Raw genomic sequence first — 26,854 nt, forward strand, 5'->3', positions numbered from 1 at the left:
CGTTCGAAAGGCCCGAATGCTGCAAGCTCCCCCGTGCTTAGTCCCTGGCGCGATTCAGCATTTCGTGTCGACCCGCCCGAATCCCGTCAATCCCTTGTGGTGAACAAACCCTGAATCCGCCCGAGTCAGTGATTCGTCTCCGATTCGTTCGCAGACTGTTCCGGGTACCGTCCGACCCTGGAGAAAAGCCGCGTCCTTCGTCTTGCCCCTTGCCATCGGGCCTCCCGATGGGCATCTGTTGCCTGCCGGATGCGTCCGGCGGAAATTGAAACCTGCCGGGGCGTGACTTGTCGCAAGCACCCATGATCTTGAGCGGCCGCGGGGTCACCGCGGTGCTCGGCCCGACCAATACGGGCAAGACCCACTACGCAATCGAGCGCATGGTGGCACATGAGACGGGCGTGATCGGCCTGCCTCTGCGCCTCTTGGCGCGCGAGGTCTATACGCGCCTCGTCGACAAGGTCGGCCCGCACAATGTGGCACTCGTCACCGGCGAGGAGAAGATCACGCCGCACATGGCGCGCTATTCGGTCTGCACGGTGGAGGCGATGCCGCGCGAGACGCGCGCCTCCTTCGTCGCGATCGACGAGATGCAGCTGGCCGGCGATCTGGAACGCGGCCACATTTTTACCGACCGGGTGCTGCATCTGCGCGGCCGCGACGAGACGCTGCTGCTCGGCGCGGCGACGATGAAGCCGATCCTGGAACAGCTGCTGCCCGGCATCGCGGTCGTCGAGCGCCCGCGGCTGTCGCAGCTCTTCTATTCCGGCTCGAAGAAGATCACCCGCCTGCCGCAGCGCACGGCCATCGTCGCCTTCTCCGCCGACGAGGTCTATGCGATCGCCGAACTGATCCGCCGCCAGCGCGGCGGGGCGGCGGTGGTGCTCGGCGCGCTTTCACCCCGCACCCGCAATGCACAGGTCGCGCTCTACCAGGAGGGCGACGTCGAATATCTCGTCGCGACCGATGCGATCGGCATGGGCCTCAACCTCGACGTCGACCATGTCGCCTTCGCCCAGGACCGCAAGTTCGACGGCTACCAGTTCCGCAACCTCAACCCCGCCGAGCTCGCCCAGATCGCCGGCCGCGCCGGCCGGCACCTGCGCGACGGCACCTTCGGCGTGACGGGCCGCGTCGATCCGTTCGACGACGAGCTGGTCAAGCGCATCGAGACGCACCAGTTCGACCCCGTGCGCGTGCTGCAGTGGCGCACCACCCGGTTCGACTATTCCTCCCTCTCGGCGCTGCGCCATTCGCTCGACGCGCCGCCGCCGATAAGCGGGCTGACACGGGCGCTGCCGGCCGTCGACCAGCAGGCGCTGGAGCATCTGTCGCGCTACCCCGACGTCCGCGATCTCGCGACGACGCCGGAGCGCGTCGAGAAGCTCTGGGAGGCCTGCGCGCTTCCCGACTACCGCCGCATCGCCCCCGCGCAGCACGCCGACCTCATCTCGACGCTCTATGCGGACCTCATAAAGCGCGGCGCGGTTAACGAAGACTTCATGGCCGACCAGGTGCGCCGCGCCGATCGAACCGATGGCGAGATCGACACGCTTTCGGCACGAATCGCACAGATAAGGACATGGACCTATGTGTCGAATCGGCCCGGATGGCTTGCCGATCCGACACACTGGCAGGAAAAGACGCGGGAAATCGAAGACCGATTGTCCGATGCGCTACATGAACGGTTGACGAAACGCTTTGTTGATCGCAGGACATCTGTGCTCATGAAGCGCCTGAGAGAGAATGCGATGCTGGAAGCTGAAATCAGTGTGAATGGCGATGTCTTCGTAGAGGGACATCATGTCGGGCAGTTGGCCGGTTTCCGGTTTACGCTGGCCTCCGGAACGGAAGGTCCCGATGCGAAGGCCGTGCAGGCGGCTGCGCAGAAGGCGCTTGCGCTGGAGTTCGAAGCCCGGGCCGCACGCCTGCATGCCGCCGGCAACGGCGACCTCGCGCTCGGCTCCGACGGCACCGTGCGCTGGCTCGGCGATCCCGTCGCGCGCCTGACGGCGAGCGACCACGTCATGCGCCCGCGCGTCATCCTGCTCTCCGACGAGCAGCTGACCGGCAATGCGCGCGACCACGTCGCCGCCCGTATCGAGCGCTTCGTGAACCATCACATCGCGACCGTGCTGAAGCCGCTCGACGACCTTTCGCGCGCGGAAGACCTGCAGGGTCTCGCCAAGGGCCTCGCCTTCCAGCTCGTCGAGAACCTCGGCGTGCTCTTCCGCCGCGACGTGGCGGAGGACGTGAAGTCGCTCGACCAGGAAGCCCGCGCCTCGATCCGCAAGCACGGCATCCGCTTCGGCGCCTACCACATCTTCATGCCCGCGCTCCTGAAGCCAGCCCCGGCCGAGCTCATCACCCTGCTCTGGGCGCTGAAGAACGATGGCCTCGACAAGCCGGGCTACGGCGACCTCATCCCGGTGCTCGCCGCCGGCCGCACCTCGGTCGTCACCGACCCGAGCTTCGAGCGCGCCTTCTACAAGCTCGCCGGCTTCCGCTTCCTCGGCAAGCGGGCCGTGCGCATCGACATCCTGGAGCGCCTCGCCGACCTCATCCGCCCGCTGCTGCAGTGGAAGCCGGGCACGCCGCGCCCCGAGGGCGCCTATGACGGCCGCCGCTTCATGGCGACGACCGCCATGCTCTCCATCCTCGGCGCGACGCCGGACGACATGGAAGAGATCCTCAAGGGTCTCGGCTACCGTGCCGACAGCGTGAAGGCCGAGGAGGTCGCCGCCCATCTTGCCGCCGCGACCCCGGCTCCGGCCGATGCCGCCGCCGCAGCGCCCGCCGAAGCAAATACGGAAGTGTCCGACGAACACGACGCCGATGCGGCGGAGGGCGAAAGCGAGGCCCCGGCGGTCGCCGCAGAGGCATCGGCCGCCCCGGCCGAAGCCCCGGCCACCGAGGCCACTGAGGCCGCCGAAACCGCGGAAGCACCGGCAGCGGCGGAAGCCGCCGCCGAAGGCGAGCCGGCCGAAGCCAAGCCGGTGCTGCTCTGGCGTCCGGGCTCGCGCCATGACAACCAGCGCCAGGGCCACCGCCACGGCGGGGAACGGCAGGGCGATCGCCAGGGCCAGGGGGCGCGTCGTGGCGGCGAGCGCCATCGTGGCCAGCCGGCCGGGGAGCGCGGCGAGCGGCGCGACGGCGGCCGCGGCCGTCCGGACCAGGCCAAGGGCCGCGACGGAAAGCCGCAGGGCGGCAATCGCCCCGATCGCAATGAGCATCGCCCCGATCGCAACGATCGCGGCGGCAAGCCGCAGCAGGCGAAATTCGAGGCCCGGCCGCCCCGCAAGGAAAAGCCGATCGACCCGGATTCGCCCTTCGCCAAGCTCGCGGCGCTCAAGGAGCAGCTGAAGAAGTAAGCCGATGGCACGCGACGAGGAACAGCCGGCAGGTCAGGCGCGGCAGCGCATCGACAAATGGCTGTTCTTCGCGCGGCTGCGCAAGTCGCGCTCGCTGGCGGCGAAATCCGTGGAAGCGGGCGATGTCAGCGTCAACGGCCAGAACATCCGCCAGCCATCGCATATGGTGCGCCCCGGCGATGTCGTGGTGCTCTCGCTCGACCGGCACGACATGGTGGTGAAGGTGCTGCAGGCCGGCGAACGCCGCGGGCCCTACGAGGAAGCCCGCCTTCTCTACAGCGACATGACGCCGCCCCCGCCGCCGCGCGAGGAGCGCTCGCTCTTCGAGCAGGCGACACGCGAGCGCGGCGCCGGCCGGCCCACCAAGCGGGAACGCCGCGAAACCGACCGCCTGCATGGTTTTCCCGGCGACGACGAGGATTAGAATTCTATACCTCGCATGCGCCCGGCAGCGCATGTATTACGCTTGCAAACCGCCCGCAAAGCCTTTACCTCAGCCACCGGACGGCCCTCGATGCGCGCGGCCTCTCCTGTCCGGCAAGCCGGTCGCGTAACGGGTTCTGTGGTGACGGACGGCCTCGTCCGCGCCCGCCTTATGACGTTTCTGGAGTTCCTCATGACGTATGTCGTGACCGACAACTGCATTCGCTGCAAGTACACGGACTGTGTGGAAGTGTGCCCCGTCGACTGTTTCTACGAGGGGGAGAATTTCCTCGTCATCCACCCCGACGAATGCATCGATTGCGGTGTCTGCGAACCGGAATGTCCCGCCGAGGCGATCAAGCCGGATACCGAGCCGGGCCTCGACAAGTGGCTGCAGATCAATGCGGAATTCGCATCGGTCTGGCCGAACATCACGGTCAAGCGGGACGCGATGCCGGAAGCGAAGGAAATGGACGGCGAGGAAGGCAAGTACGAGAAGTACTTCTCTCCCAATCCGGGCCAGGGTGATTGATCGCCGCACAGGGCGGCAACCGAAGCTGGGGAAAAAGACCTGCTCCCGCCAAAAGGCGATGGGACAGGCTTGATGACCCATGCGAAGCAAATTATTGATTTCGGCACTTTTTTGTGGTAGGGTCCCGATACTGATCCACATCGCGGCATTTTGCGTGCCCGAACACCACCACGAAAGCAAACGATCCCTCAACGCCGCTCACCTCCCATAGGCAGCCCCGGTTGCTCAAATGTGAACGCGTCGCAGTGGACCTTTTTGCGCATGGCGGACGGACCAGAGTGGTGACACCGCAACGGTGCCCCCCGTCTTTCCCGGGTCCCCGGACCCACCCGGCCATGCCGGGAGCGTAACAGGGAGTATTTGAACAGAATGACGACCCAGCAGAAGAAATCTTCCACGCGCCAGGGCTTCAAGACCGGTGAATCGATCGTCTATCCCGCTCACGGCGTCGGCCAGATCGTCGCCATCGAGGAGCAGGAAGTCGCCGGCATGAAGCTTGAGCTTTTTGTCATCGATTTCGAAAAGGACAAGATGCGTCTCAAGGTGCCGGTTGCCAAGGCCGTTTCGATCGGCATGCGCAAACTGTCGGAGACCGATTTCGTCGACCGCGCGCTGAAGGTTGTCCAGGGCAAGGCCCGCGTGAAGCGTACCATGTGGTCGCGCCGCGCGCAGGAATATGATGCCAAGATCAATTCGGGCGACCTGATCTCGATCGCCGAAGTGGTCCGCGACCTCTACCGTGCGGAAAACCAGCCGGAACAGTCCTATTCCGAGCGCCAGCTCTACGAAGCCGCGCTCGACCGCATGGCCCGGGAAATCGCCGCCGTCAACAAGATGTCGGAAACCGAGGCCGTCCGCCTCGTCGAGACGAACCTTGCCAAGGGCCCCAAGCGCGGCAAGGCGATCGAAGAGGACGACTCGCAGGACGAAGCTGCCTGATCTAGGGCAGCGCTTCCGATTTTAAAGCCCGGCTGGCAACAGCCGGGTTTTTTATTGGAACTTTTCCGGCGGCAGGCCGTTTGGCGATCGAGGACGATCCGGCTTCGGGCGGCCGGCGGGGTGGCTTGGTCACTTTATTTTCTCGAAAACCGTTTTCGAGTGATCCGTTGGTCTTTCCGAAACGTCATCGTCAAGCAGGGCGCAAGGTCAGGAGCAGGAATGGGCCTGCTTGCGCCGGTTCGGTTTACGTGGAGAGACCCGCCATGGCTACGACGACCGCAGACCGCCGCATGATCAAGCTCGCAATGTCCGCGCCCTATCTCGAACGGGACGAGGAGCAGGCGCTGGCCCAGGCCTGGAAGAACAACAAGGACCAGGAAGCCCGCAACCGCATCGCCATGGCCCATATGCGGCTGGTGGTCTCGATGGCCGGAAAGTTCAGGAACTTCGGCCTTCCGCTCGGTGATCTCGTGCAGGAGGGCTATATCGGCCTCTTGGAAGCCGCCGCCCGTTTCGAGCCGGAACGGCAGGTGCGCTTTTCCACCTATGCCAGCTGGTGGATCCGCGCCTCGATCCAGGACTACGTGCTGCGCAACTGGTCGATCGTGCGCGGCGGCACCAGTTCGGCGCAGAAGGCGCTCTTCTTCAACCTCAGGCGCCTGCGCGCCCGGCTTGCCCGCGGCGACATCCATCTGACCGCCGAGGCGATGCATCAGGAGATCGCCGCAGCACTCGGCGTCAGCACCGCCGACGTGCGCACCATGGATGCCCGTCTTTCCTCCTCCGATGTCTCGCTCCAGGCGCCGATCTCCTCCGCCGAGGGCGAGGGCTCGAACCGGCTCGACTTTCTCACCAGCGACGCCCCCCTTCCCGACGAACAGGCGGAAGGCAGCATCGACGGCGAACGCCGCCATCACTGGCTGCATGCCGCGCTCGGCCAGCTCAACGAACGCGAGATGAAGATCATCCGTGCCCGGCGGCTGGCGGAAAACGGCGCGACGCTCGAGGAACTCGGCGCCGTGCTCGGCATTTCCAAGGAGCGTGTACGCCAGATCGAGAATCGCGCGCTGGAGAAGCTGCGCGCCGTGCTGGTCAGCAAGACCACGGATTTCGCCTACGCCTGACGGCAAGGCTGATCTCAGGGTCCCGGGACGGCCACGGGACCCACGCTGCAAGATCGCGCCGTTTCGCCCGGCAATCAAACGTGATCATCACCGTTCATTGACGTTCCTGCCGATTCATGCGCATTGCTACGCAATCGTGCATGTTTGGATTCGACAATGTCGGGACAAGACCTTCTTCTGCTCGGAGAGCGGCAAGACCTGATCCGCGCGCGGCTCGACCTTTCGGGGCGGGTGATCGCGGCGGAACTGGCACAGGAGCTCGGCGTGTCGGAAGACACGATCCGGCGGGACCTGCGTGAAATGGCGGCCTCCGGCCTCTGCCGCCGGGTCTATGGCGGGGCCTTGCGCATGGCGCACGCTTCCACCACGATGAACGAGCGCATGGCGATTGCCGGCGCGCGCAAGGCGGCGCTCGCCCGTGCGGCCGCCGGGCTCATCCCTGCCGGCACCACCGTCTTCCTCGATGCCGGCAGCACCAATGTCGCGCTCGCCCGCGCCTTGCCGACGGCCGCCGGTCTCACCGTTGCCACCAACGGGCCGGCCATCGCCGCGGCGCTTCTCGAGCGCGACATCGCGACGATCCAGCTCGGCGGGCTGATCGATGCCCGCTCGGGCGCGGCGATCGGCGCCAAGGCGATGCGCGATGCGGAGGCCCTTCGGCCTGACATCCTGGTGCTCGGCGTCTGCGGCATCGATCCGGAGGCCGGCGTCACCGCCGACAGTTTCGAGGAGGCGGAATTCAAGCGCTTCGTCGCCTCGCGCAGCCGGACGGTGATCGTCATCGTTACCAACGACAAGCTTTTCACCGCAGCCCCCTATTCGGTCGCCCCTCTTGCCCGCGTGGCAAGCGCCGTGATCGAGGCGGATGCGGGCGAGGCCGAGGCGGCAGCGCTCGCCGCCGCCGGCATCGACATCCTGCGGGCCGGATAGGCGCCCCTCCCAGAATCCTGAAACGGACCTCCCATGACGACGCCCGAAAATGCCATCAAAGGCACCGCCTTCGCGAGAACCCATTTTCCGCCGACACGGCTGGCCGTCTCCGGCCTTTTCCTGCTGAACGGCACCTTCGCCGGCGCCTGGGCGCCGAAAATCCCGGAGTTCGCCAGCCGCCTGTCGCTCTCCGAATCCGGCCTCGGCCTGATGATCATGTGCTTCGGCATCGGCTCGCTCGTGCTGATGCCGATCGCCGGCATCCTGATCGCCCATTACGGCACGACGCGCACGGTCAAGGGCGCCGCGGTCCTCTTCCTGTCCACCCTCATCCTGCTTTCCCTTGCCCCGACCGTCCTGCTCGGCGCGCTCGCCATCTTCCTCTTCGGCGGCCTGATGGGCGCGATGGACGTGGCGATGAACGGCAATGCGGTCGAGGTCGAAAAAACCATGCGGCGGGCGATCATGTCGTCCTGCCACGCCTTCTGGAGCCTCGGCGCCTTCATCGGCGCCACGACCGGCGGTTTCCTGATCGAGACGCTCGGCGTGACGGGCCATGCGGTGCTGCTCACCGCGCTCGGCGCCGTCGCGCTCGGCCTTGCCTGGCCCTTCGTGCTGCACGACGCGCCGCACCCGAACGAGGAGCGCCAGAAGGTGCGCCTGCCGATGACGCTCCTGCCCTGGCTGATCGGCCTCATGGCGCTGTTCTCCATGGTGCCGGAAGGCGCGATCCTCGACTGGGGCGCGCTCTACATGCGCGACGAGCTCGGCGCCTCGCTGGCAGTCTCCGGCTTCGCCTTCGGTGCCTTCTCGCTCACCATGGCCGCCATGCGCTTTGCCGGCGACCATGTGCGCGACCGTCTCGGCGCGGTGAAGACGCTGCGGTTCTGCACCGTCATGGCGATGATCGGCATGGTGGTATCGGGCATGGCGCCGAATGCCTATGTGGCTGTCCTCGGCTTCGCCATCTGCGGCATCGGCATTTCCAACATGGTGCCGATCGCCTTTTCCGCCGCCGGCAACCTGCCGGGCTTCGCGCAGGGCGTGGCGCTCTCCGTCGCGACGGTCATGGGCTATTCGGGCTCGCTCTTCGCACCCTCCGTCATCGGCTTCATCGCCGAGCATACGGGCTTCTCCATCATCTTCGCCCTGCTGCCGGTGCTCTTCGTCGTCGTGCTGCTGCTCTCGCACCATGCCGTGCATGCGGACGTGCGCGAACGGCCTTGAGCGCGCAACGCGCGGCGATCAAATCGTCGCGCGTTCCGGCCCCGGCGGTTGACAAGCCCCGTTTCCTGATCCACCTGAGGGCAAAGGCTGCACGAGCGATGCCGCATGCGGCCGGTTTTCGAGCAAGAGGCTCCAGAATGTCCTTCTCCTTCGACTTTGAACCGAAGCCGCGGCGCCGGTCCGTCGGCGTCGATGTCGGCGGCGTGCTTGTCGGCGGCGGTGCGCCGGTCGTCGTGCAGTCGATGACCAATACGGATACGGCCGATATCGACGGGACGGTGGCGCAGGTCGCCGCCCTCCACCGCGCCGGGTCGCAGATCGTGCGCATCACGGTCGACCGCGACGAGAGCGCGGCGGCGGTGCCGAAGATCCGCGAGCGCCTCCTGCGCCTCGGCATGGACGTGCCGCTCGTCGGCGACTTCCACTATATCGGCCACAAGCTGCTTGCCGACCATCCGGCCTGCGCCGAGGCGCTGGCGAAATACCGCATCAATCCCGGCAATGTCGGCTTCAAGGACAAGAAGGACAGGCAGTTCGCCGCCATCGTCGAGACCGCGATCCGCCACGACAAGCCGGTGCGCATCGGCGTCAACTGGGGCTCGCTCGACCAGGAGCTCCTGACCCGGCTGATGGACGAGAACCAGGACAAGGGCTTTCCGCTGACCGCCCAGCAGGTGATGCGCGAGGCGATCTGCCAGTCGGCGCTGCTGTCCGCCGAGCTTGCCGAGGAGATCGGCCTGCCGCGCGACCACATCATCCTCTCGGCGAAGGTCTCCAACGTGCAGGACCTCATCGCCGTCTACGCGATGCTCTCGGCGCGCTCCGACCATGCGCTGCATCTCGGCCTGACGGAAGCCGGCATGGGCACGAAGGGCGTCGTCGCCTCCTCCGCCTCGCTCGGCATCCTCATGCAGCAGGGCATCGGCGACACGATCCGCATCTCGCTGACCCCCGAGCCCGGCGGCGACCGCACCCGAGAGGTGCAGGTGGCGCAGGAACTGCTGCAGGTCATGGGCTTCCGCCAGTTCATACCCGTCGTCGCCGCCTGTCCGGGCTGCGGGCGCACCACCTCCACAGTCTTCCAGGAACTCGCCCAGAAGATCCAGGACGATATCCGCAAGAACATGTCGGTCTGGCGGGAAAAATATCCGGGCGTCGAGGGATTGAAGGTCGCGGTCATGGGCTGCATCGTCAACGGCCCGGGCGAGAGCAAGCATGCCGATATCGGCATCTCGCTGCCCGGCACCGGCGAATTGCCGATCGCTCCCGTCTATGTCGACGGCAAGAAGGCCCTGACGCTGCGCGGCACCAACATCGCCGGTGAATTCGAGACGCTCGTCAACGACTATATCGAGAAGCGCTACGGCCAGGGCCAGGCGGCCGCCGAGTAGGCGGCGGTCCTGGAGGATTTGTCGCATTTCCAGGAAAACCGGTATCCGCTTTTCCTGGAAGTGCTCCAAACCTCAGACGATCTCCTCGACAGCCGCGATCAGCCGGTCGCATTCCTCGGGCGTGCCGATGGTGATGCGCAGGAAATCGGAGATGCGCGGCTTGGCGAAATGGCGCACCAGCACGGCGCGCTCGCGCAGGCCCCTCGCCAGCGCCTCGCCGCTCACGGCCGGATGGCGGGCGAAGACGAAGTTCGCCTGCGAGGGCAGCACCTCGAAGCCGCGCTGGCGGAGCGCGCCTGTGACGCGCTCGCGCATGGCGATGACCTTGCCCCGCGTCTCGTCGAACCATTCGCGATCATCGATGGCGGCCGCGGCGCCGGCCTGCGCGATGCGGTCGAGCGGATAGGAGTTGAAACTGTCCTTCACGCGCTCCAGCGCGTCGATCAGCGGGCGCCGGCCGATGGCATAGCCGACGCGCAGGCCCGCCAGCGAGCGGGACTTCGACAGCGTGTGCACGACCAGCAGATTGTCGTATTTCCTGGTCAGCGGGATCGCGCTTTCACCGCCGAAGTCGATATAGGCTTCGTCGATCACCACCGGCTGGTCCGGGTGTGCGGCAACCAGCGCCTCGATGGCGGCAAGCGGCAGGCCGATGCCGGTGGGGGCGTTCGGGTTCGGCAGGATGATGGCACCGCAGGGCCGATCGTAGTCAGCAAGATCGATGGTGAAGTCGTCCTTCAGCGCAACCTCCTCCGCCTGAATGCCGAAGAGCCGGCAATAGGTCGGATAGAAGCTGTAGGTAATATCAGGATAGACGAGCGGCTTGTCGTGCTTGAGGAGCGCGACGAAGGCGTGCGCCAAGACTTCGTCCGAACCGTTTCCGACAAAGACCTCATCCGCGTCCACGCCGTGGAAACGGGCGATCGACTGGCGCAGCGCCAGCGCGCTCGGATCCGGATAGAGCTTCAGGCTGTCGGCGACGGCGGCCCGCATGGCGGCGATCGCCTTCGGCGACGGGCCGTAGGGGTTTTCGTTGGTGTTGAGCTTGATGAGGTTTTGAATGCGCGGCTGTTCGCCAGCGACATAGGGCTTGAGCGTGGCGACGATCGGCGACCAGAATTTGCTCATGACGTCAATTCCTGCGATTGGCAATGAAATGGGCGGTTTCGATCAGGATGCCGGCGCGATGGCTGAACGGCGCAAGAAGCGCCTCGGCCTCCGCCACGAGTTCCCGAAGACGGTTTTCCGCCCAGGCCTGGCCGCGCCGGGCGACGAGCGTCGCCTTGCCGCGATCGGCATCCTTGCCGGTCGCCTTGCCCATGGTCGCGGCATCGGCGGTGAGGTCGAGCAGGTCGTCGGCGATCTGGAAGGCAAGGCCGACCGTCTCCCCGTAGCGGCGCAGCGTCTGCCGGTCCCCCGCCGAGGCCCCCGCGACGATGGCGCCGGCCTCGCAGGCGAAGCGCAGGAGCGCGCCGGTCTTCATCTTCTGCAGCGTCACGATGCCCGCCTCGTCCGGCGCATCGGTCTCGGCCGCAAGGTCGAGCGCCTGGCCGCCGGCCATGCCGCCGATGCCGGCGGCGCGGGCGAGTGCCACCACCAGCGCCGTCTTGGTGGCATCGGGCAGACGCGTTTCGGGCGCCGCGACGATATCGAAGGCCAGCGTCAGCAGGCTATCGCCGGCAAGGATCGCCGCCGCCTCGTCGAAGGCGATATGCACGGTGGGCTGGCCGCGGCGCAGGTCGTCGTCGTCCATGGCCGGCAGGTCGTCATGCACGAGCGAGTAGCAGTGGATGCATTCGAGCGCGGCGCCGACGCGCAGCGCCGCCGTGCGCTCCACGCCCGGAAAGAGCGCGGCGGATTCGATGACGAGGAAGGGTCGCAGCCGCTTGCCGCCGTTGAGCACGCCGTGGCGCATGGCGGCGAGCAGCCGTTCGGGGCGGGCGATCTCGTCCGCCGCGACGCTGCCGGACAGCAGCGTTGCCAGCAATGCCTCCACCGCCTCGGCATTGCCCTTCAGCAGGGATTGGAATTCCTGGTAACGTTCGCTCATGGCCCGCTCTTTGGCATGGGCTCCGGGCCGAAGCAACGGCCATGCCCGGGCTCCTTCAAAGAATCGCGCCGCAGACTGGTTTTTGGCGAGCCGTGACGGTATGAAGGCGCAACGACGGAAGGACGGACGCCGGCTCTTGGACATCGTACCGGAAACACGCACAGATTCGGTCAACACGGAGGCAGAAGCCGGTGAAAGGGACGGTTGGATGAGCCGGCTTCGCCGGAACTGGCGACGCCTCGTGCTTGTCGTCCTGGCCATCGTCGCGCTGCCCTATGTGCTGATCCTGCTCTACACGATCGAATTCGTGCGCCCGGTTTCCACGCTGATGCTGCGCGATCTCGCCCTCCTGCGCGGCTACGACCGGCAATGGGTGGCGTTCGACGAGATCTCGCCCAACCTGGTGCAGGCGGTCATGATGTCCGAGGACGGCCAGTTCTGCCGCCACGGCGGGGTCGACTGGGGCGAGATGCGCGCCGTCGTCAACGAGGCGCTGGCCGGCGAGCAGACGCGCGGCGCCAGCACGATCCCGATGCAGACGGCCAAGAACCTGTTCCTCTGGAACGGCCGCTCCTTCGTGCGCAAGGCGATGGAACTGCCGCTCGCCGTCGCGGCGGATTTCGTCTGGAGCAAGCGGCGGCTGATGGAGATCTACCTCAACATCGCCGAATGGGGGCCCGGCATCTACGGCATCGAGGCCGCCGCGCAGCACCATTTCAAGGTGCCGGCCGCCAAGCTCTCGCGCCGGCAGGCCGCCCTTCTCGCCGTTTCCCTGCCGAACCCCTACGAGCGCAATGCCGGAAAGCCGGGCCGCGGCCTGCAGCGCCTCGCCCGCCTGATCGAGCGGCGCGCAAGCCGCTCGGGCGAATATATCAAGTGCCTTTATGAGTGAGTTCAGGCCTTTTCATTGGCGCAGGCCCCGGTGAAGGCCTAGGGTCTCCGCCATATCAAGAGCGCGCGGGAGCACCATGTCGGACCTCATCCTCTATGTCGGCAACAAGAATTATTCCTCCTGGTCCCTCCGGCCCTGGATCGCCATGACGGCGGCCGGCGTGCCGTTCACCGACAAGGTCATCCCCTTCGACTTTCCCGCCGGCAACCCGGAATTCAGCAAGATCTCGCCGACGGGGAAGGTGCCGGTGCTGCACCATGGCGCGGTGCGGGTGTGGGAATCGCTCGCGATCATCGAATATGTCGCCGAGCTCTTTCCCGATGCCGGGATCTGGCCGAAGGACGGCGCGGCACGGGCCGAGGCGCGGGCAATCTCGATGGAGATGCTCTCCGGCTTCCGGGCGCTGCGCAATGCCTGCCCGATGAACATCCGCCGCAAGCCGGGCGAAATCGACCTGCCGGACGGCGTGACGGATGACGTCGCCCGTATCGAGACGATCTGGAAGTCGGTGCTCGCGCGCTCCGGCGGGCCGTTCCTGTTCGGTGCCTTTTCCGCTGCCGATGCGATGTATGCGCCGGTCGTCAACCGGTTCGAAGCCTATTGCCTGACCCGCGACGAAACCGTATTGGCCTATATGGCGCGCATGAAGGCGCATCCGGCCTGGCAGACGTGGCAGGCGGCGGCGCTGGCCGAGCCGTGGATCGTGCCCGAGGACGAGGCGTGACCGGCGGAATCGAAAAAAACCGCCCGGGGACTGGTCAAGCGGGATTTTGCTGTGTATAAGCCGCCCCAATTTCCGAGATAAAGACATGTCCCTGTCGCCCATCCGGTGGCCCGTGGATGTGTTTGCCCGATAAGTGGAGTTAGTGAAATGGCTGTACCGAAAAGAAAAACGAGCCCGTCCAAGCGCGGTATGCGCCGTTCCGCAGACGCTCTGAAGGGTTCGACCTACATCGAAGACAAGAACTCGGGCGAACTGCGCCGTCCGCACCATATCGACCTGAAGACCGGCATGTACCGCGGTCGCCAGGTTCTGACGCCGAAGGAAAACGCATAAGCGTTTTCGGCATCAGCTGAGATCAGGGGCCGGCTTGCCGGCCCTTTTCTTTTGGGCCATCCGCCCCCCGAATGCCTGTCGTCGCGGCGGCGACATTTTCTTGCGCCGATTCCTGGGCTAAGAGGGCAACGGGGCCGCCCGTGCGAAGACGGTCGTTGGAGCATTTCCGCTTCTCTTCGAATCGTAAAAACGCTCTATCTGTTTGTTTTACGCAATTCCGGATGCAAGACCGCTTCGCACTTTTGCTGGAATTGCTCTGGATTCTTGTTTTCCGCATTATCCGGCGCCGAAGCGACTTCGCTTCGGCTGGAAATGCTCTAGGAGACCGCCGCCCATGCTTCTGGCCATACCGCTGCTGATCATCCCGTTCGCCCTCTACAACCTCGCCATGACCGGCCTTTTCGGCGACGGCGGCGTCGCCGTGCTCGACAGCGAGGTGATGGCGGTCAACATGCTGTCCGGCACGACCTGGACCATGGCCTTCGGCGACCTCCTTATCCTCATCGCGCTCGTGCTGCTCTTCGTGGAGATCCTGAAGGCCACGCGCCCGGGCTCGCGCGCGCTGCTCGATCACATGCTCTCGATGGTGCTGTTCGTGGTGTTCCTCGTCGAGTTCCTGCTGGTGCAGGGCGCGGCGACGCAGATCTTCTTCATCCTGATGACGATCACCTTCATCGATGTCATCGCGGGTTTTGCCGTGTCGATCCGCACGGCGAGCCGGGATCTTTCGATCGGGCTGTGACGGGCGCGGGGCAGGCCCGCGCCGGCCGTATCGTCAGCTCAAGCTGTCGAGCTTCGTCTGGAGCGCGCGCAATTGCTCCTTCAATTCGTCGAGGTCCTTGGCGTCCGCCTTGCGGGTCTCCTTCGGCGGCGCAGCATTGGCGAAGGGCGAGAACATCTTCATCGCCTGCTGGAACAGCTCCGTATTGCGCCGCGTCGTCTCCTCGATCAGCGCCATCGGCACCTGCAGGTTCTTGCCGAGCGGCGTGTCGCCGAAGGTCTTGTTGATCTGCTCGCGCATCTGCGACTGCTGCTCGGTGAAGGCCTGCATGGAGTGTTCGAGATAGCTCGGCACCACCATCTGCATCTGGTCGCCGTAGTAGGAGATCAGCTGGCGGAGGAACGAGATGGGCAAAAGCGTGTTGCCGGTCTTCGATTCCTGCTCGAAAATGATCTGCGTCAGCACCGAATGGGTGATGTCCTCGCCGGATTTGGCGTCCTGCACGGTGAAATCCTCGCCCTTTTTCACCATGACCGCGAGATCGTCCAGCGTCACATAGGTGCTGGTGCCCGTATTGTAGAGCCGCCGGTTCGCATATTTCTTGATGACGATCTGACCGTCGTTCCTGGCCATTAGGGTCTCCTCATCCCCGTATTTCCATTTCTTTTTTGGTCCTGACGAGTATCGGCAAAAAGACGCGCGCTGACAATCGAATTGTGCGATGCGGCGAGCAATGCTGCGCAACATGGATTTTCATGCTGCACGCCGCGCCGATGAAATTTTAGCGGCATCGGATATCCCGTTTGACTCTCCCCCTCCGCTTTGCCAGTTTTGATTTCGGGAGAACCGCCGGGCTCGCGCCGTTCGTGCGCCGGGCCTGGTTCCAAGGCCGGCTGCAAGGTCGTCAGAACTGAGGAAGCACACATGAGCACCCCATCCATCGTCATCGCCAGCGCCGGCCGCACCGCGGTCGGTTCCTTCAACGGAGCTTTCGCCAACACGCCCGCCCACGAGCTCGGGGCGGCGGTCATTTCGGCGGTTCTGGAGCGCGCAGGCGTTGCGGCGGGCGAGGTGAACGAGGTGATCCTCGGCCAGGTCCTGCCGGCCGGCGAAGGCCAGAACCCGGCCCGCCAGGCCGCCATGAAGGCCGGCGTCCCGCAGGAGGCGACCGCCTGGGGCATGAACCAGCTCTGCGGCTCGGGCCTGCGCGCCGTGGCGCTCGGCATGCAGCAGATCGCCACGGGCGATGCCGGCATCATCGTCGCGGGGGGCATGGAATCCATGTCCATGGCGCCGCATTGCGCGCACCTGCGCGGCGGCGTGAAGATGGGCGATTTCAAGATGATCGACACGATGATCAAGGACGGCCTGACCGACGCCTTCTACGGCTACCACATGGGCATCACCGCCGAGAACGTCGCCAAGCAGTGGCAGCTTTCGCGCGACGAGCAGGATGCCTTCGCCGTTTCCTCGCAGAACAAGGCCGAAGCCGCCCAGAAGGAAGGTCGCTTCAAGGACGAGATCGTTCCCTTCATCGTCAAGGGCCGCAAGGGCGACGTCACGGTCGACGCCGACGAATATATCCGCCATGGCGCGACGCTCGATTCGATGGCCAAGCTGCGGCCCGCCTTCGACAAGGAAGGCACCGTGACGGCCGCCAATGCCTCCGGCATCAATGACGGCGCAGCCGCCGCCCTCCTGATGAGCGAGGCGGAAGCCTCCCGCCGCGGCATCCAGCCGCTCGCCCGCATCGTCTCCTGGGCGACCGCCGGCGTCGATCCGAAGATCATGGGCACCGGCCCGATCCCGGCCTCCCGCAAGGCGCTCGAGCGCGCCGGTTGGAAAATCGGCGACCTCGACCTCGTGGAAGCCAACGAGGCCTTCGCCGCCCAGGCCTGCGCCGTCAACAAGGATCTCGGCTGGGATCCGTCGATCGTCAACGTCAACGGCGGCGCCATCGCCATCGGTCACCCGATCGGTGCCTCCGGCGCCCGCATCCTCAACACGCTCCTCTTCGAGATGAAGCGTCGCGGCGCCTCGAAGGGCCTCGCCACGCTCTGCATCGGCGGCGGCATGGGCGTGGCGATGTGCGTTGAGAGCATGTAAGCAAAAGCTTACAAGCTACTTTGCCAGGACCCGCCGCCGGCGGGGCGACGGGTCGACTCGAAAAACAGTTTCAGGGGAGTGAGCCACATGAGCAGGGTAGCATTGGTAACGGGCGGATCGCGAGGCATCGGCGCGGCCATTTCGGTGGCGCTGAAGGCCGCCGGATACAAGGTGGCCGCAAACTATGCCGGCAATGACGACGCCGCGAACGCCTTCAAGGCGGAGACCGGCATCCCGGTCTACAAATGGGACGTTTCGAGCTACGAATCCTGCGTCGAGGGGATCGGCAAGGTGGAGGCCGATCTCGGACCGGTGGACATCCTCGTCAACAATGCGGGCATCACCCGCGATGCGATGTTCCACAAGATGACGCCGGACCAATGGGGCGCGGTGATCAACACCAACCTCACCGGCCTCTTCAACATGACCCATCCGGTCTGGTCCGGCATGCGCGACCGCAGCTTCGGCCGCGTCATCAACATCTCCTCGATCAACGGCCAGAAGGGCCAGATGGGCCAGGCGAACTATTCCGCCGCCAAGGCCGGCGACCTCGGCTTCACCAAGGCGCTCGCCCAGGAAGGCGCCGCCAAGGGCATCACGGTTAACGCCATCTGCCCGGGCTACATCGGCACCGAGATGGTGCGCGCCATCCCGGAAAAGGTGCTGAACGAGCGGATCATCCCGCAGATCCCGGTCGGCCGCCTCGGCGAGCCGGACGAGATCGCCCGCATCGTCGTCTTCCTCGCCTCGGACGATGCCGGCTTCATCACCGGCTCGACCATCTCGGCCAACGGCGGCCAGTTCTTCGTCTGACCGCCTTTCATCGCAAACGGAACACGGCGCCTTCGGGCGCCGTTTTCCATGGTAGGATCGACCGGAAAGGAGCGCGCCATGAAACAGGAAAAGTTGAGCGAAGAGGCGATTTCCGCGGCGATCGCGGCCCTTGACGGCTGGACCCGCTCGGATGACGGCATCGCCATCGAGAAGAAATTCAAGTTCAAGACCTTCCGCGAAGCCTTCGGCTTCATGACCGAGGGCGCGCTGGCGGCGGAAAAATTCAACCATCATCCCGAATGGTTCAACGTCTACAACCGCGTCGAGGTGCGCCTCACGAACCACGATGCGGGCGGCCTCACCGAGCTCGACGTCAAGCTGGCGACGGCAATGGACAACGCGGCGGCCGCGCGCACGAAGAGTTGAAGACCTGTGAAGCCGTTCCCATATCATTCCCGCCGGGTTTTTTCCGGCATCGCCACCTGAAGGAGGCCATGCATGGATGATGTGAAGATCGGCGAGATTCTTCTGCCGGGAGACGAGGACGAGCAAGAGCGTCAGGAGAACCGCGTGAAGAAACGGTTCTGGCCGGTCCTCAAGCGCGCGATGCGGCAGGTGCCGTTCTCGCGCGACCTCGTCGCCGCCTACTATTGCGCGCTGGATTCCCGCACGCCCACCAAGGTTCGCGGCATCCTGCTCGCCGCTCTCGCCTATTTCGTATTGCCGCTCGACGGCATTCCGGATTTCTTCGCGCTGGTCGGCTTTTCCGACGACATCGCCGTGCTGACCGCCGCCTTCGCCGCCATCCGCGGGCATATCCGCGAGGACCACTACGTGGCCGCCGACAAGGCGCTCGCGGACGAGCCGGATGTCCAACCGGCCGGCTGAGCCCGGCCGCCGCCCGTCCTGCACTCGACCCGCGGTGGCGAAGTCAAATTCTTGCCCTATTCCTTGTGCCTTAAATGGCTTCGACGGGTTCTATCTCACCAAATGGGGACTGGGCACGCTCGCCTTTCTCAGCGATTCCAGCAAACGTGCATAGCGGTTTTGCGCCCGGGATTGCGCCGACAGGAGCGGTAGCGTTTTCACGACCGGCGGAAGCGCTCCGGAAGGCAGCAGCGGAAACTTGACGCGAATTTGTCCCGGTGCGGCGCGGATGACCTTTGTAAAATGAGCGCATGTTGACGGTTTGGTAACCTGAATTAAGTCAAAATGAATCAAATCGTCATCATGCGTGGCCGACACCGGCATCGAGGGCACCGCCTTCGGCCGGGCAATCACTGGCAAGACAACCGGCAGGAAAACATGTTCGTAAGAAAGCTCGCAACCGCACTCGCCCTCGTCGTCGTGACCGCAGGCGTTGCCTCGGCCCAGACGCCGACGCGCATTCAGCAGTTCAATGCCTGGGGTGCCTATTCCTACCAGGCGAAAGGCGGCAAGGTCTGCTACGTGCTGTCGGTGCCGAAGGAGAAGAACCCGGCCGGCGTCGACCATGGCGACGTCTTCTTCCTCGTCTCCCAGCGCCCGGGCCAGAACATCAGCTACGAGCCGCAGGCGATGATGGGCTATCCGCTGCAGGAGGCCTCCAAGGTCAACGTCGTCATCGACGGGCGCACTTTCGTGATGTTCACCAAGGGCAATTCGGCCTGGGTGGAGAACGCCGCGGAAGAGCCGGCTTTGGTCGCGGCCATGAAGGGCGGCAGGGACATGCAGGTCCAGGCGAAATCCCGCCGCGGCACGGGCACCTCCTACTCTTATTCGCTGTCGGGCATTTCGGCGGCGCTGAAGCAGATCGAAAGCTGCCGCTGATTTCCCTGCGGGCAGAAACGGAAAGGGCCGGCGTTCTCGCCGGCCCTTTCGTTTGCGGAATGCTCACGCCTTGCTTTGCGCAAGAAGGATGAAGGCCGCAAGGACAAGCGCCGCCGCCACCGCAAAGGTCATGTGCATGCCCGTGGCGATCGCCGCGGGGTCCGCGCGCGTCACCGCCTTCGTGCCGACGGCGAGCGTGAAGATCGCGCCCATCAGGGAGGCGCCGGTGATGAGGCCGAGATTGCGCGACAGGACGAGCAGGCCGGACGTGACGCCACGCTCCCCGGCGCCGACGCCGCCCATGACGGCCGCATTGTTGGCAGCCTGGAAAAGCTGATAGCCCGGCGTCAGCACGGCGATGGCCGCGACATAGCCGGCAAGGCCGAGGAGCGCGGACAGGACGGACAGCCCCAGCGCCCCCGCGACCATTGCGGCAAGCCCGCCCAATGCCATGCGCCGGGCGCCGAACCGGTCGACGAGGCGTCCTGCGACAACGCCGCTTGCCGTGGATACGAAGGGCCCGACCGCCAGCACGAAGCCGACGCCGGCCGGGCCCAACCCCAGCGCGCCGGCAAGATAGAACGGCCCGACGACGAGCGTCGCCATCATCACCGTGGCGACCAGTCCATTGGCGGCAAGGCTTGCGCGAAACCCGGCGCGGTGGAATGCGGCGGGCCGGATCAGCGGCGCCGCCGCCCGCTGCTGCCGCAGGATGAAGAGAGCCATGCCCACCGCAGAAGCGGCAAGGAAGACGGCATTGACCGGCCCGAAGGTGCTCGTCCCCATGGTCATCGCCAGCGCATAGGCCGTGAGCGTTGCGGCGAGCAGGCCGGCGCCCGGAAAATCGAAGCGGGCGACCGCCGCGCTGGCGCGATCGGCGGGCAGGAAGCGCCAGGCGAGTGCCAGCGCGGCAAGGCCGAAGGGGACGGCGGCGAGGAAAATCGCCGGCCAGCCGAAGCCGGCGATCAGCAGGCCGCCGAGCGAGGGGCCGAGAGCGGTGCCGACCGCGGACATGGTGCCGATGAGGCCCATACCGCTGCCGATCCGCTCCCGCGGCACGGTCTCGCTGACGAAGGCCATGGCGAGCGCCATCATCGCCGCCGCCCCCAGCCCCTGCAGGGCCCGGGCGGCGATCATGAGCGGCAGCGTCGGAGCCAGGCCCGCCAGCGCCGACGCGGCGGTGAACAGTGCAAGCCCCGCCAGAAACAGCCGGCGACGACCGAAAAGGTCGCCGAGGCGGCCGAGGCCGACGATCAGCACCGTGCTCGCCAGAAGATAGGCCAGCACCACCCACTGCACCTGCCCGAACGGCGCGGCAAAGGCTTCCGCGAGCGTCGGCAGGGCGACATTTGCGATGCTGGTGCCGAGCGAGGAGAGCAGGATGGCGAGCGACAGCCCGCAAAGCGCGCCGGTCGTGCGGCGTGTCGTCGTGATGGTCGGTGTATCCGCCATGGCGCTCTCCTGTCGTTGTCTCCTCCGACAGATAGATTCTCACCGGATAGGGCGGAAGGCGCATCGCCTGCACTTCATTCGTGCATCTGGCGCCATGTCATCCTTCTGTAAAAATGCTAGGATCGCGCCATGGCCCGGCCCGATCTGAACCTCCTCGTCACCCTCGACGTGCTGCTCGCCGAAGGCAGCGTCGCGCGCGCGGCGCAGCGGCTGCGGCTCAGCCCTTCCGCCATGAGCCGGGCGCTCGCCCGTCTTCGCGACGTGACCGGCGATCCGCTCCTGGTGCGCGCCGGGCGCGGCCTTGTGCCGACACCGCGGGCGCTCGTCCTGCGCCAGGCGGTCGGGCGCGTCGTCGAGGAGGCCGAAACCCTGCTGCGACCGGCCGAACTGCTCGACCCCAAAACCCTCGTGCGAACCTTCACGCTGCGCAACCGCGAGGGTTTCGTCGAGACCTTCGGGCCGGCCCTCCTGGCGCGCATCGCCCGGGAGGCGCCGGGCGTGAAACTCCGCTTCGTGGCGAAGCCCGACAAGGAGAGCACGCCTTTGCGGGACGGCGCGGTGGATCTCGAAACCGGCGTGATCGGCAGCACGACAGGGCCGGAAGTACGGGCGCAGGCACTGTTTCGCGACCGGTTCATCGGTGTCGTGCGTAAAAAGCATCCGCTCACCGAAGGCCCGGTGACGCCTGAGCGTTATGCAGGCGGAACGCACATCCTCGTCTCCCGACGGGGACGCGATGGCGGCCTAGTCGACGAGGCGCTCGCCCGGCTCGGCCTGGCGCGCCGCATCGCCGTCACCGTCGCGAGCTTTTCGGAGGCTTTGGCACTCGCCCGGGACTCGGACCTCGTCACGGAGGTGCCGGAGCGCTATACGGCGCGGCTGCGGGAGGGCATGGCGGACTTCGCCCTGCCGCTTGCCCTGCCCGAGCACACCGTCTCCATGCTCTGGCATCCACGCCTCGATGCCGATCCGGCCCATCGCTGGCTGCGGGCGTGCCTGCGCGCCGTCTGCACGGAGAGGTGACTTTCCGCCGGAACAGTGCTAAAGGGCCGGCAACCGGGCCGCAAGCCGCGTTTTCAGACGCTCCTGGCCCCCAATGAACTTCTATCGAGAATGGACCGCTTGCGGCGCAGGAACCTGCGCCGGCGTGCCATGATCTTGAGGATGACCCGATGGCAAGCATGGACTTTCTCAACACGGCCGAGCCCGTCAAGGCGCCGCTGGTGCGCACTCTTCCCGCCGCTGAAAAGCCCTCGCTGATCGGCCTTTCGCGCGAGGAGATGGGCCGCGCGCTCGTCGAAAAGGGCGTCAACGAGCGCCAGGTGAAGATGCGCGTCAGCCAGCTCTGGCACTGGCTCTATGTGCGCGGCGTTTCCGATTTCGACGACATGACCAATGTCTCCAAGGACATGCGCGAAATGCTGAAGGCGCATTTCACCATCGCCCGCCCCGAGATCGTCGACGAGCAGATCTCCAGCGACGGTACGCGCAAATGGCTCTTGCGCTTCCCCCCGCGCGGCGCCGGCCGGCCGGTGGAGATCGAGACCGTCTATATTCCGGAAGAGGGCCGCGGCACGCTCTGCATTTCCAGCCAGGTCGGCTGCACGCTCACCTGTTCCTTCTGTCATACCGGAACGCAGAAGCTGGTGCGCAACCTGACGGCCGAGGAAATCCTCTCGCAGCTGCTGCTCGCCCGCGACCGGCTAGGCGATTTCCCGGACCGCGACACGCCGGCCGGCGCCATCGTGCCGGCGGAAGGACGCAAGGTCTCCAACATCGTCATGATGGGCATGGGCGAGCCGCTCTACAATTTCGAGAGCGTCAAGACGGCGCTGCTGATCGCCACCGACGGCGACGGCCTGTCACTCTCCAAGCGCCGCGTGACGCTGTCGACCTCAGGCATCGTGCCAGAGATCTATCGCACGGGCTCGGAGATCGGTGTCATGCTGGCGATCTCGCTGCATGCCGTGCGCGACGACCTGCGCGACATGCTGGTGCCGATCAACAAGAAGTATCCGCTGAAGGAGCTGCTCGACGCCTGCCGCGCCTATCCGAGCCTGTCGAACGCCCGGCGCATCACCTTCGAATATGTGATGCTGAAGGACGTCAACGACACGCTGGAGGACGCCAAGCTGCTGGTGCAGCTGCTGAAGGGCATTCCCGCGAAGATCAACCTCATCCCCTTCAATCCCTGGCCGGGCACCAACTACCAGTGTTCCGACTGGGAGCAGATCGAGCGTTTCGCCGATTTCATCAACCAGGCCGGCTACGCCTCGCCGATCCGCACCCCGCGCGGCCGCGACATCCTCGCCGCCTGCGGCCAGCTGAAATCGGAATCCGAGCGCATGCGCAAGGTCGACCGCATGGCCTTCGAGGCGATGATGATCGTCGGGCACGGCGAGGACGACTGAAAGGCCCCTCATCCGGTTGCGCCGGGGCCGCGTCCTCCCGAGGTGAGAACCTCTCCTCCGGCATGCTCGGGCTCGACCCGGGCGTCCACGCCGCGGGTGCCGACACTTTGCCGCACCCATCTCATCATGAATTGTGATTGAAGCAGTCGATTCCGAGAATTGATTTGAAGGCACGTTTTGCCTAGAACCGGCCTAAAATCATTCTAGGGAGACCATCCATGCGCCATCTTCTGCTCGCTTTCGCGGCGACGCTCGCGATTTCGCTGCCGGCCAAGGCCGAGGACGTCACGGTTGCCGTGACCGCCATCGTCGAACATCCGGCCCTCGACGCCGCCCGTGACGGCGTGAAGGAAGCGCTGGAGGCCGCCGGCTACAAGGAAGGCGAGAACCTGAAGTTCCTCTACGAATCGGCGCAGGGCAACCCCGCGACGGCCGCGCAGATCGCCCGCCAGTTCGCCGGTGAAGACCCGAGCGTCATCGTGCCGATCTCCACGCCCTCCGCCCAGGCCGTGGTTTCCGCGACGAAGGACATCCCGATCGTCTTCACGGCCGTCTCCGACCCGCTCGGCGCGCAGCTCGTCAGGGACATGGACAAGCCCGGCGGCAACGTCACCGGCCTTTCGGACATGTCGCCGGTCGCCGAGCACATCGCGCTGATCCAGGAAATCCTGCCCGAAGCCAAGACGGTCGGCTACCTCTACAATTCGGGCGAGGCGAACTCCGTCTCGCTGCTCGCCGTCTTGAAGGAAGAAGCCGAAAAGGCCGGCCTGACAGTCGTCGAATCCGCCGCGACCAAGTCCGCCGAAGTCCAGGGCGCCGCCCGCGCGCTCGTCGGCCGTGCCGACGCGATCTATATCCCGACGGACAACACGATCATCTCGGCCCTCGAAGGCGCGGTTGCCGTCGCCGAGGAAGCCAAGCTGCCGCTCTTCACCGCCGACACGGATTCCGTTTCGCGCGGCGCCATCGCGGCGCTCGGCTTCAACTACAAGGACGTCGGCAAGCAGACAGGCGAGATCGTCGTGCGCATCCTCAAGGGCGAGACCCCGGGCGACATCGCCGTGAAGGTTGCCGCCGGCACCGACCTCGTCGTCAATAAGGGCGCGGCTGCCAAGATGGGCGTCACGCTTCCGGAAGCCGTCGTCGGCCGTGCGACCCGCGTGATCGAATAAGCCCGGGTTATCCGGACATTCCCAATCGGAATCAACCGCTGCCGGATCGCCCGGCAGCGGTTGATCTGTTAAGAAGACCCCTCCCGCGGAAAATGCGGAACGGGTGACAAAGAGAAAGCCGAAACCGTGAGCCTGATTGCCTTCTGGGGTGCCGTCGAACTGGGGCTGGTCTATGCCTTCGTCGCGATCGGCGTCTACCTTGCCTTCCGCGTGCTGGATTTTCCGGACCTGACGGTGGACGGCTCGTTTCCGCTCGGCGCGGCCGTCGCGGCCGTGCTGATCATCGCCGGCGTCAACCCGTGGATCGCCGCGGCGGTCGCCATGGTGGCCGGCGCCATTGCCGGCCTCGTCACGGCGACGCTGAACGTGCGCTTCCGCATCCTCAACCTGCTCGCCTCGATCCTGACCATGATCGCGCTCTTCTCGGTCAACCTGCGCGTCATGGGCAAGCCGAACGTCGCGCTGATCAATGCCGACACGATGATCAGCCCGTTCTTCGGCCATGGGCTGCGCGATTTCTATGTCCGCCCGCTCTTCATCGGCATTCTGGTAATCGTTGCGGTCGTGGTCGTCTGGCGCTTCCTGGAAAGCGATGCCGGCCTTTCGATGCGCGCGACGGGGGCGAATGCCCGCATGGCCCGCGCGCAGGGCGTTAACACCAACCGCCAGATCTATCTCGGCATCGCCCTCTCCAATGCGCTCGTCGCACTCGGCGGCGCGCTCTTTGCCCAGACGAACGGTTTTGCCGATGTCACTTCGGGCGTCGGCACCATCGTCGTCGGCCTTGCCGCCGTCATCATCGGCGAGACGCTGTTCGGCGCCAGGGGCATCCTCATCGCGCTGATCGGCTGCGTGCTCGGCTCGATCCTCTACCGCATCGCCATCCAGCTCGCGCTCTCCTCCGACGTGCTTGGCCTCCAGGCCTCCGACCTCAATTTCGTGACGGCCCTGCTCGTCACCGTGGCGCTCGTCCTGCCGCGCCTTCGCCGCGGGGGAGTCGCCTGATGATCTCCGTCTCCGATATCAAGGTCGTCTTCGGCAAGGGCACGCCGCTGCAGAAGCAGGCGCTGAACGGCGTCAGCCTCACCATCGAGGAAGGCCAGTTCGTCACCGTCATCGGCTCGAACGGCGCCGGCAAGTCGACGCTGCTCGGCGTTCTGGCCGGCGACGTCATCGCCACCGAAGGGCAGGTGAAGATCGGCACGACGGACGTGACCCGCCAGGGCACCGCCGCCCGCGCCGGCCGCGTCGCCCGCGTCTTCCAGGACCCGCTGACCGGCAGCTGCGGCGCGCTCTCCATCGAGGAGAACCTTGCGCTCGCCGCCCGCCGCGGCGAACGGCGCGGCCTTGCCTCCGCCCTCGGCCCCCAGCGCCGCGCACTTTTCCGCGAGCGCATCGCCGAACTGAACCTCGGCCTCGAAAACCGCATGCGCGACCGGATGGACCTGCTCTCCGGCGGCCAGCGCCAGGCCGTCTCGCTCGTCATGGCGACGCTCGCCGGCTCCGACGTGCTGCTGCTCGACGAGCACACCGCGGCGCTCGATCCCGGCATGGCCGAGTTCATCATGACCCTCACGCAGAAGATCGTCTCCGAGCGCAAGCTGACGACGCTGATGGTGACGCACTCCATGCGCCAGGCGCTGGACTACGGCCACCGCACCGTCATGCTGCACGGCGGCGAGATCGTTCTCGACGTCTCCGGCGACAGCCGCAAGACGCTGCAGGTCGAGGACCTGATCGCCATGTTCCGCAAGATGCGCGGCCAGACGCTGGACGACGACGCGCTGCTGATCGGCTGAGGCGCCACCAAAGCGCCCGATTCCCTGCGCAGCGTGGCGCGTCGGAGAAGGAGGCGCCCATGCTGTTTCGTCGCGCGCTGCTTGCAGGCGGCCTGGTCTCGGGGGCCGCCCTCGTTTTGCCGGCGGGCTTGCGGGCACAGCCAGCCGAAGACGACGCGCAAAAACTCGTGGCGGCGGCGCGGCGGCAGATCGGCGTCACGCTGACCTATGATCCCGCCTATTCCCGGCTGGACTATCCCGGCGGCGACGTGCCGCGGGAGCGGGGCGTGTGCACCGACGTGATCGTGCGCGCCTATCGCGACGGCCTTGCCATCGATCTCCAGGTCCTCGTGCACGAGGACATGCGCAAGGCCTTTTCCGCCTATCCGCCGCTCTGGGGCCTGAAGCGCACCGACCGCAACATCGACCATCGCCGCGTGCCGAACCTGCAGACCTTCCTGAAGCGGGCGGGTGCCGCCCTGCCGGTCAGCAGGGACGGCGCGGACTACCGGCCGGGCGACATCGTCTCGCAGATGCTGCCGGGCAACCTGCCGCATATCGGCATCGTGGCGGACGACCGCAGCGCCGACGGCGCGCGCCCCCTCCTCGTGCACAATATCGGTGCCGGGGCGCGGCTGGAGGACGTGCTCTTCGCCTATCCCCTCACTGGCCACTACCGCTATCGGGTGTGACCC

27 protein-coding genes are annotated in these 26,854 nt (G+C 66.0%); 23 read left to right on the top strand and 4 right to left on the bottom strand.

The window, feature by feature from the left end:
* Positions 1–302 precede the first annotated feature (302 nt).
* The 8 genes from AABQ55_RS01750 to ispG all read left to right on the top strand — a co-directional run bounded on the left by AABQ55_RS01750 (position 303) and on the right by ispG (position 9,937).
* Positions 303–3,371: a helicase-related protein gene (locus AABQ55_RS01750; protein ID WP_272807048.1), complete on the top strand. Its 3,069-nt coding sequence runs from the start codon at positions 303–305 to the stop codon at positions 3,369–3,371.
* Positions 3,372–3,375: 4 nt separating this feature from the next.
* The gene (locus tag AABQ55_RS01755; RefSeq protein ID WP_272807049.1) at positions 3,376–3,795 is read left to right on the top strand and encodes an RNA-binding S4 domain-containing protein; all 420 of its coding nucleotides are present in this window, start codon (positions 3,376–3,378) and stop codon (positions 3,793–3,795) included.
* A gap of 192 nt (positions 3,796–3,987) precedes the next feature.
* Positions 3,988–4,326 (top strand): ferredoxin FdxA, encoded by a 339-nt coding sequence (gene fdxA / locus AABQ55_RS01760; RefSeq protein WP_425314253.1) that lies wholly within the window; start codon positions 3,988–3,990, stop codon positions 4,324–4,326.
* Between the two features lie 369 nt (positions 4,327–4,695).
* Positions 4,696–5,265: a CarD family transcriptional regulator gene (locus AABQ55_RS01765; protein ID WP_119257839.1), complete on the top strand. Its 570-nt coding sequence runs from the start codon at positions 4,696–4,698 to the stop codon at positions 5,263–5,265.
* A gap of 263 nt (positions 5,266–5,528) precedes the next feature.
* Complete coding sequence (locus AABQ55_RS01770; RefSeq protein ID WP_244769187.1) at positions 5,529–6,389, top strand: RNA polymerase factor sigma-32; 861 nt, start codon at positions 5,529–5,531, stop codon at positions 6,387–6,389.
* Positions 6,390–6,545: 156 nt separating this feature from the next.
* Entirely contained in the window at positions 6,546–7,319 is a 774-nt protein-coding gene (locus tag AABQ55_RS01775) for a DeoR/GlpR family DNA-binding transcription regulator (RefSeq protein WP_272807050.1), read from the top strand.
* Positions 7,320–7,352: 33 nt separating this feature from the next.
* Complete coding sequence (locus AABQ55_RS01780; RefSeq protein WP_272807051.1) at positions 7,353–8,546, top strand: MFS transporter; 1,194 nt, start codon at positions 7,353–7,355, stop codon at positions 8,544–8,546.
* Positions 8,547–8,683: 137 nt separating this feature from the next.
* Positions 8,684–9,937 (top strand): flavodoxin-dependent (E)-4-hydroxy-3-methylbut-2-enyl-diphosphate synthase, encoded by a 1,254-nt coding sequence (ispG, locus tag AABQ55_RS01785; protein WP_272807052.1) that lies wholly within the window; start codon positions 8,684–8,686, stop codon positions 9,935–9,937.
* A gap of 72 nt (positions 9,938–10,009) precedes the next feature.
* On the opposite strand, the gene hisC is transcribed toward ispG, so the two are convergent.
* Both hisC and AABQ55_RS01795 read right to left on the bottom strand, forming a co-directional pair.
* Entirely contained in the window at positions 10,010–11,065 is a 1,056-nt protein-coding gene (hisC, locus tag AABQ55_RS01790; RefSeq protein WP_272807053.1) for a histidinol-phosphate transaminase, read from the bottom strand.
* A gap of 4 nt (positions 11,066–11,069) precedes the next feature.
* Entirely contained in the window at positions 11,070–11,987 is a 918-nt protein-coding gene (locus tag AABQ55_RS01795) for a polyprenyl synthetase family protein (RefSeq protein ID WP_272807054.1), read from the bottom strand.
* A gap of 136 nt (positions 11,988–12,123) precedes the next feature.
* On the opposite strand from AABQ55_RS01795, the gene mtgA reads away from it, so the two are divergent.
* The 4 genes from mtgA to AABQ55_RS01815 all read left to right on the top strand — a co-directional run bounded on the left by mtgA (position 12,124) and on the right by AABQ55_RS01815 (position 14,678).
* Complete coding sequence (gene mtgA, locus AABQ55_RS01800; RefSeq protein ID WP_398431242.1) at positions 12,124–12,879, top strand: monofunctional biosynthetic peptidoglycan transglycosylase; 756 nt, start codon at positions 12,124–12,126, stop codon at positions 12,877–12,879.
* A gap of 76 nt (positions 12,880–12,955) precedes the next feature.
* Positions 12,956–13,603: a glutathione S-transferase family protein gene (locus tag AABQ55_RS01805; RefSeq protein WP_272807055.1), complete on the top strand. Its 648-nt coding sequence runs from the start codon at positions 12,956–12,958 to the stop codon at positions 13,601–13,603.
* A gap of 147 nt (positions 13,604–13,750) precedes the next feature.
* Positions 13,751–13,936 (top strand): 50S ribosomal protein L32, encoded by a 186-nt coding sequence (rpmF, locus tag AABQ55_RS01810; RefSeq protein WP_064331868.1) that lies wholly within the window; start codon positions 13,751–13,753, stop codon positions 13,934–13,936.
* A 334-nt stretch (positions 13,937–14,270) separates the two neighbouring features.
* Entirely contained in the window at positions 14,271–14,678 is a 408-nt protein-coding gene (locus AABQ55_RS01815; protein WP_064331869.1) for a hypothetical protein, read from the top strand.
* A gap of 33 nt (positions 14,679–14,711) precedes the next feature.
* On the opposite strand, the gene phaR is transcribed toward AABQ55_RS01815, so the two are convergent.
* Positions 14,712–15,290, bottom strand: coding sequence for a polyhydroxyalkanoate synthesis repressor PhaR (phaR, locus tag AABQ55_RS01820; RefSeq protein WP_244769179.1), 579 nt, complete (start codon positions 15,288–15,290; stop codon positions 14,712–14,714).
* A 291-nt stretch (positions 15,291–15,581) separates the two neighbouring features.
* On the opposite strand from phaR, the gene AABQ55_RS01825 reads away from it, so the two are divergent.
* The 5 genes from AABQ55_RS01825 to AABQ55_RS01845 all read left to right on the top strand — a co-directional run bounded on the left by AABQ55_RS01825 (position 15,582) and on the right by AABQ55_RS01845 (position 19,346).
* On the top strand, positions 15,582–16,763 hold the full coding sequence (locus tag AABQ55_RS01825) for an acetyl-CoA C-acetyltransferase (RefSeq protein ID WP_244769178.1): 1,182 nt from the start codon (positions 15,582–15,584) through the stop codon (positions 16,761–16,763).
* A gap of 87 nt (positions 16,764–16,850) precedes the next feature.
* Positions 16,851–17,576 (top strand): beta-ketoacyl-ACP reductase, encoded by a 726-nt coding sequence (locus AABQ55_RS01830; RefSeq protein ID WP_244769177.1) that lies wholly within the window; start codon positions 16,851–16,853, stop codon positions 17,574–17,576.
* 78 nt (positions 17,577–17,654) lie between these two features.
* Entirely contained in the window at positions 17,655–17,963 is a 309-nt protein-coding gene (locus tag AABQ55_RS01835) for a 4a-hydroxytetrahydrobiopterin dehydratase (protein ID WP_244769176.1), read from the top strand.
* Between the two features lie 72 nt (positions 17,964–18,035).
* Entirely contained in the window at positions 18,036–18,425 is a 390-nt protein-coding gene (locus tag AABQ55_RS01840; protein ID WP_272807056.1) for a YkvA family protein, read from the top strand.
* 417 nt (positions 18,426–18,842) lie between these two features.
* Positions 18,843–19,346: an invasion associated locus B family protein gene (locus AABQ55_RS01845; protein WP_064331875.1), complete on the top strand. Its 504-nt coding sequence runs from the start codon at positions 18,843–18,845 to the stop codon at positions 19,344–19,346.
* A 63-nt stretch (positions 19,347–19,409) separates the two neighbouring features.
* Here AABQ55_RS01845 and AABQ55_RS01850 read toward each other — a convergent pair whose 3' ends face one another.
* Positions 19,410–20,798, bottom strand: a complete 1,389-nt coding sequence (locus tag AABQ55_RS01850; protein ID WP_272807057.1) for an MFS transporter — start codon at positions 20,796–20,798, stop codon at positions 19,410–19,412.
* Positions 20,799–20,927: 129 nt separating this feature from the next.
* On the opposite strand from AABQ55_RS01850, the gene AABQ55_RS01855 reads away from it, so the two are divergent.
* The 6 genes from AABQ55_RS01855 to AABQ55_RS01880 all read left to right on the top strand — a co-directional run bounded on the left by AABQ55_RS01855 (position 20,928) and on the right by AABQ55_RS01880 (position 26,851).
* Positions 20,928–21,821, top strand: a complete 894-nt coding sequence (locus AABQ55_RS01855; protein ID WP_272807058.1) for a LysR family transcriptional regulator — start codon at positions 20,928–20,930, stop codon at positions 21,819–21,821.
* 149 nt (positions 21,822–21,970) lie between these two features.
* On the top strand, positions 21,971–23,209 hold the full coding sequence (gene rlmN, locus AABQ55_RS01860; RefSeq protein WP_272807059.1) for a 23S rRNA (adenine(2503)-C(2))-methyltransferase RlmN: 1,239 nt from the start codon (positions 21,971–21,973) through the stop codon (positions 23,207–23,209).
* Positions 23,210–23,427: 218 nt separating this feature from the next.
* A complete protein-coding gene (locus tag AABQ55_RS01865) occupies positions 23,428–24,381 on the top strand; it encodes an ABC transporter substrate-binding protein (RefSeq protein WP_272807060.1) in 954 nt (317 codons plus the stop codon).
* Between the two features lie 126 nt (positions 24,382–24,507).
* A complete protein-coding gene (locus AABQ55_RS01870; RefSeq protein WP_272807061.1) occupies positions 24,508–25,386 on the top strand; it encodes an ABC transporter permease in 879 nt (292 codons plus the stop codon).
* On the top strand, positions 25,386–26,180 hold the full coding sequence (locus AABQ55_RS01875; RefSeq protein WP_244769170.1) for an ABC transporter ATP-binding protein: 795 nt from the start codon (positions 25,386–25,388) through the stop codon (positions 26,178–26,180). The genes AABQ55_RS01870 and AABQ55_RS01875 overlap by 1 nt, the downstream gene beginning before the upstream one ends.
* A 59-nt stretch (positions 26,181–26,239) precedes the next feature.
* Positions 26,240–26,851 carry a DUF1287 domain-containing protein gene (locus AABQ55_RS01880; protein WP_272807062.1) on the top strand — a complete coding sequence of 204 codons (612 nt, stop codon included), beginning with the start codon at positions 26,240–26,242 and terminating at the stop codon, positions 26,849–26,851.
* Positions 26,852–26,854 lie beyond the last annotated feature (3 nt).

The sequence above is a fragment of the Shinella sp. WSD5-1 genome (genome assembly GCF_963942435.1).
Lineage (GTDB): Bacteria > Pseudomonadota > Alphaproteobacteria > Rhizobiales > Rhizobiaceae > Shinella > Shinella yambaruensis.

What these genes read in the sequence shown, in the direction of transcription:
- rlmN (WP_272807059.1), top strand. Translation starts at nt 21,971, where the DNA reads ATGGCAAGCATGGACTTTCTCAACACGGCCGAGCCCGTCAAGGCGCCG.
- AABQ55_RS01750 (WP_272807048.1), top strand. Translation starts at nt 303, where the DNA reads ATGATCTTGAGCGGCCGCGGGGTCACCGCGGTGCTCGGCCCGACCAAT.
- AABQ55_RS01805 (WP_272807055.1), top strand. Translation starts at nt 12,956, where the DNA reads ATGTCGGACCTCATCCTCTATGTCGGCAACAAGAATTATTCCTCCTGG.
- AABQ55_RS01795 (WP_272807054.1), bottom strand. Translation starts at nt 11,987, where the DNA reads ATGAGCGAACGTTACCAGGAATTCCAATCCCTGCTGAAGGGCAATGCC.
- AABQ55_RS01840 (WP_272807056.1), top strand. Translation starts at nt 18,036, where the DNA reads ATGGATGATGTGAAGATCGGCGAGATTCTTCTGCCGGGAGACGAGGAC.
- AABQ55_RS01830 (WP_244769177.1), top strand. Translation starts at nt 16,851, where the DNA reads ATGAGCAGGGTAGCATTGGTAACGGGCGGATCGCGAGGCATCGGCGCG.
- AABQ55_RS01850 (WP_272807057.1), bottom strand. Translation starts at nt 20,798, where the DNA reads ATGGCGGATACACCGACCATCACGACGACACGCCGCACGACCGGCGCG.
- AABQ55_RS01825 (WP_244769178.1), top strand. Translation starts at nt 15,582, where the DNA reads ATGAGCACCCCATCCATCGTCATCGCCAGCGCCGGCCGCACCGCGGTC.
- AABQ55_RS01855 (WP_272807058.1), top strand. Translation starts at nt 20,928, where the DNA reads ATGGCCCGGCCCGATCTGAACCTCCTCGTCACCCTCGACGTGCTGCTC.
- AABQ55_RS01815 (WP_064331869.1), top strand. Translation starts at nt 14,271, where the DNA reads ATGCTTCTGGCCATACCGCTGCTGATCATCCCGTTCGCCCTCTACAAC.
- AABQ55_RS01875 (WP_244769170.1), top strand. Translation starts at nt 25,386, where the DNA reads ATGATCTCCGTCTCCGATATCAAGGTCGTCTTCGGCAAGGGCACGCCG.
- AABQ55_RS01845 (WP_064331875.1), top strand. Translation starts at nt 18,843, where the DNA reads ATGTTCGTAAGAAAGCTCGCAACCGCACTCGCCCTCGTCGTCGTGACC.
- AABQ55_RS01755 (WP_272807049.1), top strand. Translation starts at nt 3,376, where the DNA reads ATGGCACGCGACGAGGAACAGCCGGCAGGTCAGGCGCGGCAGCGCATC.
- phaR (WP_244769179.1), bottom strand. Translation starts at nt 15,290, where the DNA reads ATGGCCAGGAACGACGGTCAGATCGTCATCAAGAAATATGCGAACCGG.
- AABQ55_RS01880 (WP_272807062.1), top strand. Translation starts at nt 26,240, where the DNA reads ATGCTGTTTCGTCGCGCGCTGCTTGCAGGCGGCCTGGTCTCGGGGGCC.
- ispG (WP_272807052.1), top strand. Translation starts at nt 8,684, where the DNA reads ATGTCCTTCTCCTTCGACTTTGAACCGAAGCCGCGGCGCCGGTCCGTC.
- rpmF (WP_064331868.1), top strand. Translation starts at nt 13,751, where the DNA reads ATGGCTGTACCGAAAAGAAAAACGAGCCCGTCCAAGCGCGGTATGCGC.
- hisC (WP_272807053.1), bottom strand. Translation starts at nt 11,065, where the DNA reads ATGAGCAAATTCTGGTCGCCGATCGTCGCCACGCTCAAGCCCTATGTC.
- AABQ55_RS01765 (WP_119257839.1), top strand. Translation starts at nt 4,696, where the DNA reads ATGACGACCCAGCAGAAGAAATCTTCCACGCGCCAGGGCTTCAAGACC.
- AABQ55_RS01775 (WP_272807050.1), top strand. Translation starts at nt 6,546, where the DNA reads ATGTCGGGACAAGACCTTCTTCTGCTCGGAGAGCGGCAAGACCTGATC.
- AABQ55_RS01835 (WP_244769176.1), top strand. Translation starts at nt 17,655, where the DNA reads ATGAAACAGGAAAAGTTGAGCGAAGAGGCGATTTCCGCGGCGATCGCG.
- AABQ55_RS01865 (WP_272807060.1), top strand. Translation starts at nt 23,428, where the DNA reads ATGCGCCATCTTCTGCTCGCTTTCGCGGCGACGCTCGCGATTTCGCTG.
- fdxA (WP_425314253.1), top strand. Translation starts at nt 3,988, where the DNA reads ATGACGTATGTCGTGACCGACAACTGCATTCGCTGCAAGTACACGGAC.
- AABQ55_RS01780 (WP_272807051.1), top strand. Translation starts at nt 7,353, where the DNA reads ATGACGACGCCCGAAAATGCCATCAAAGGCACCGCCTTCGCGAGAACC.
- AABQ55_RS01770 (WP_244769187.1), top strand. Translation starts at nt 5,529, where the DNA reads ATGGCTACGACGACCGCAGACCGCCGCATGATCAAGCTCGCAATGTCC.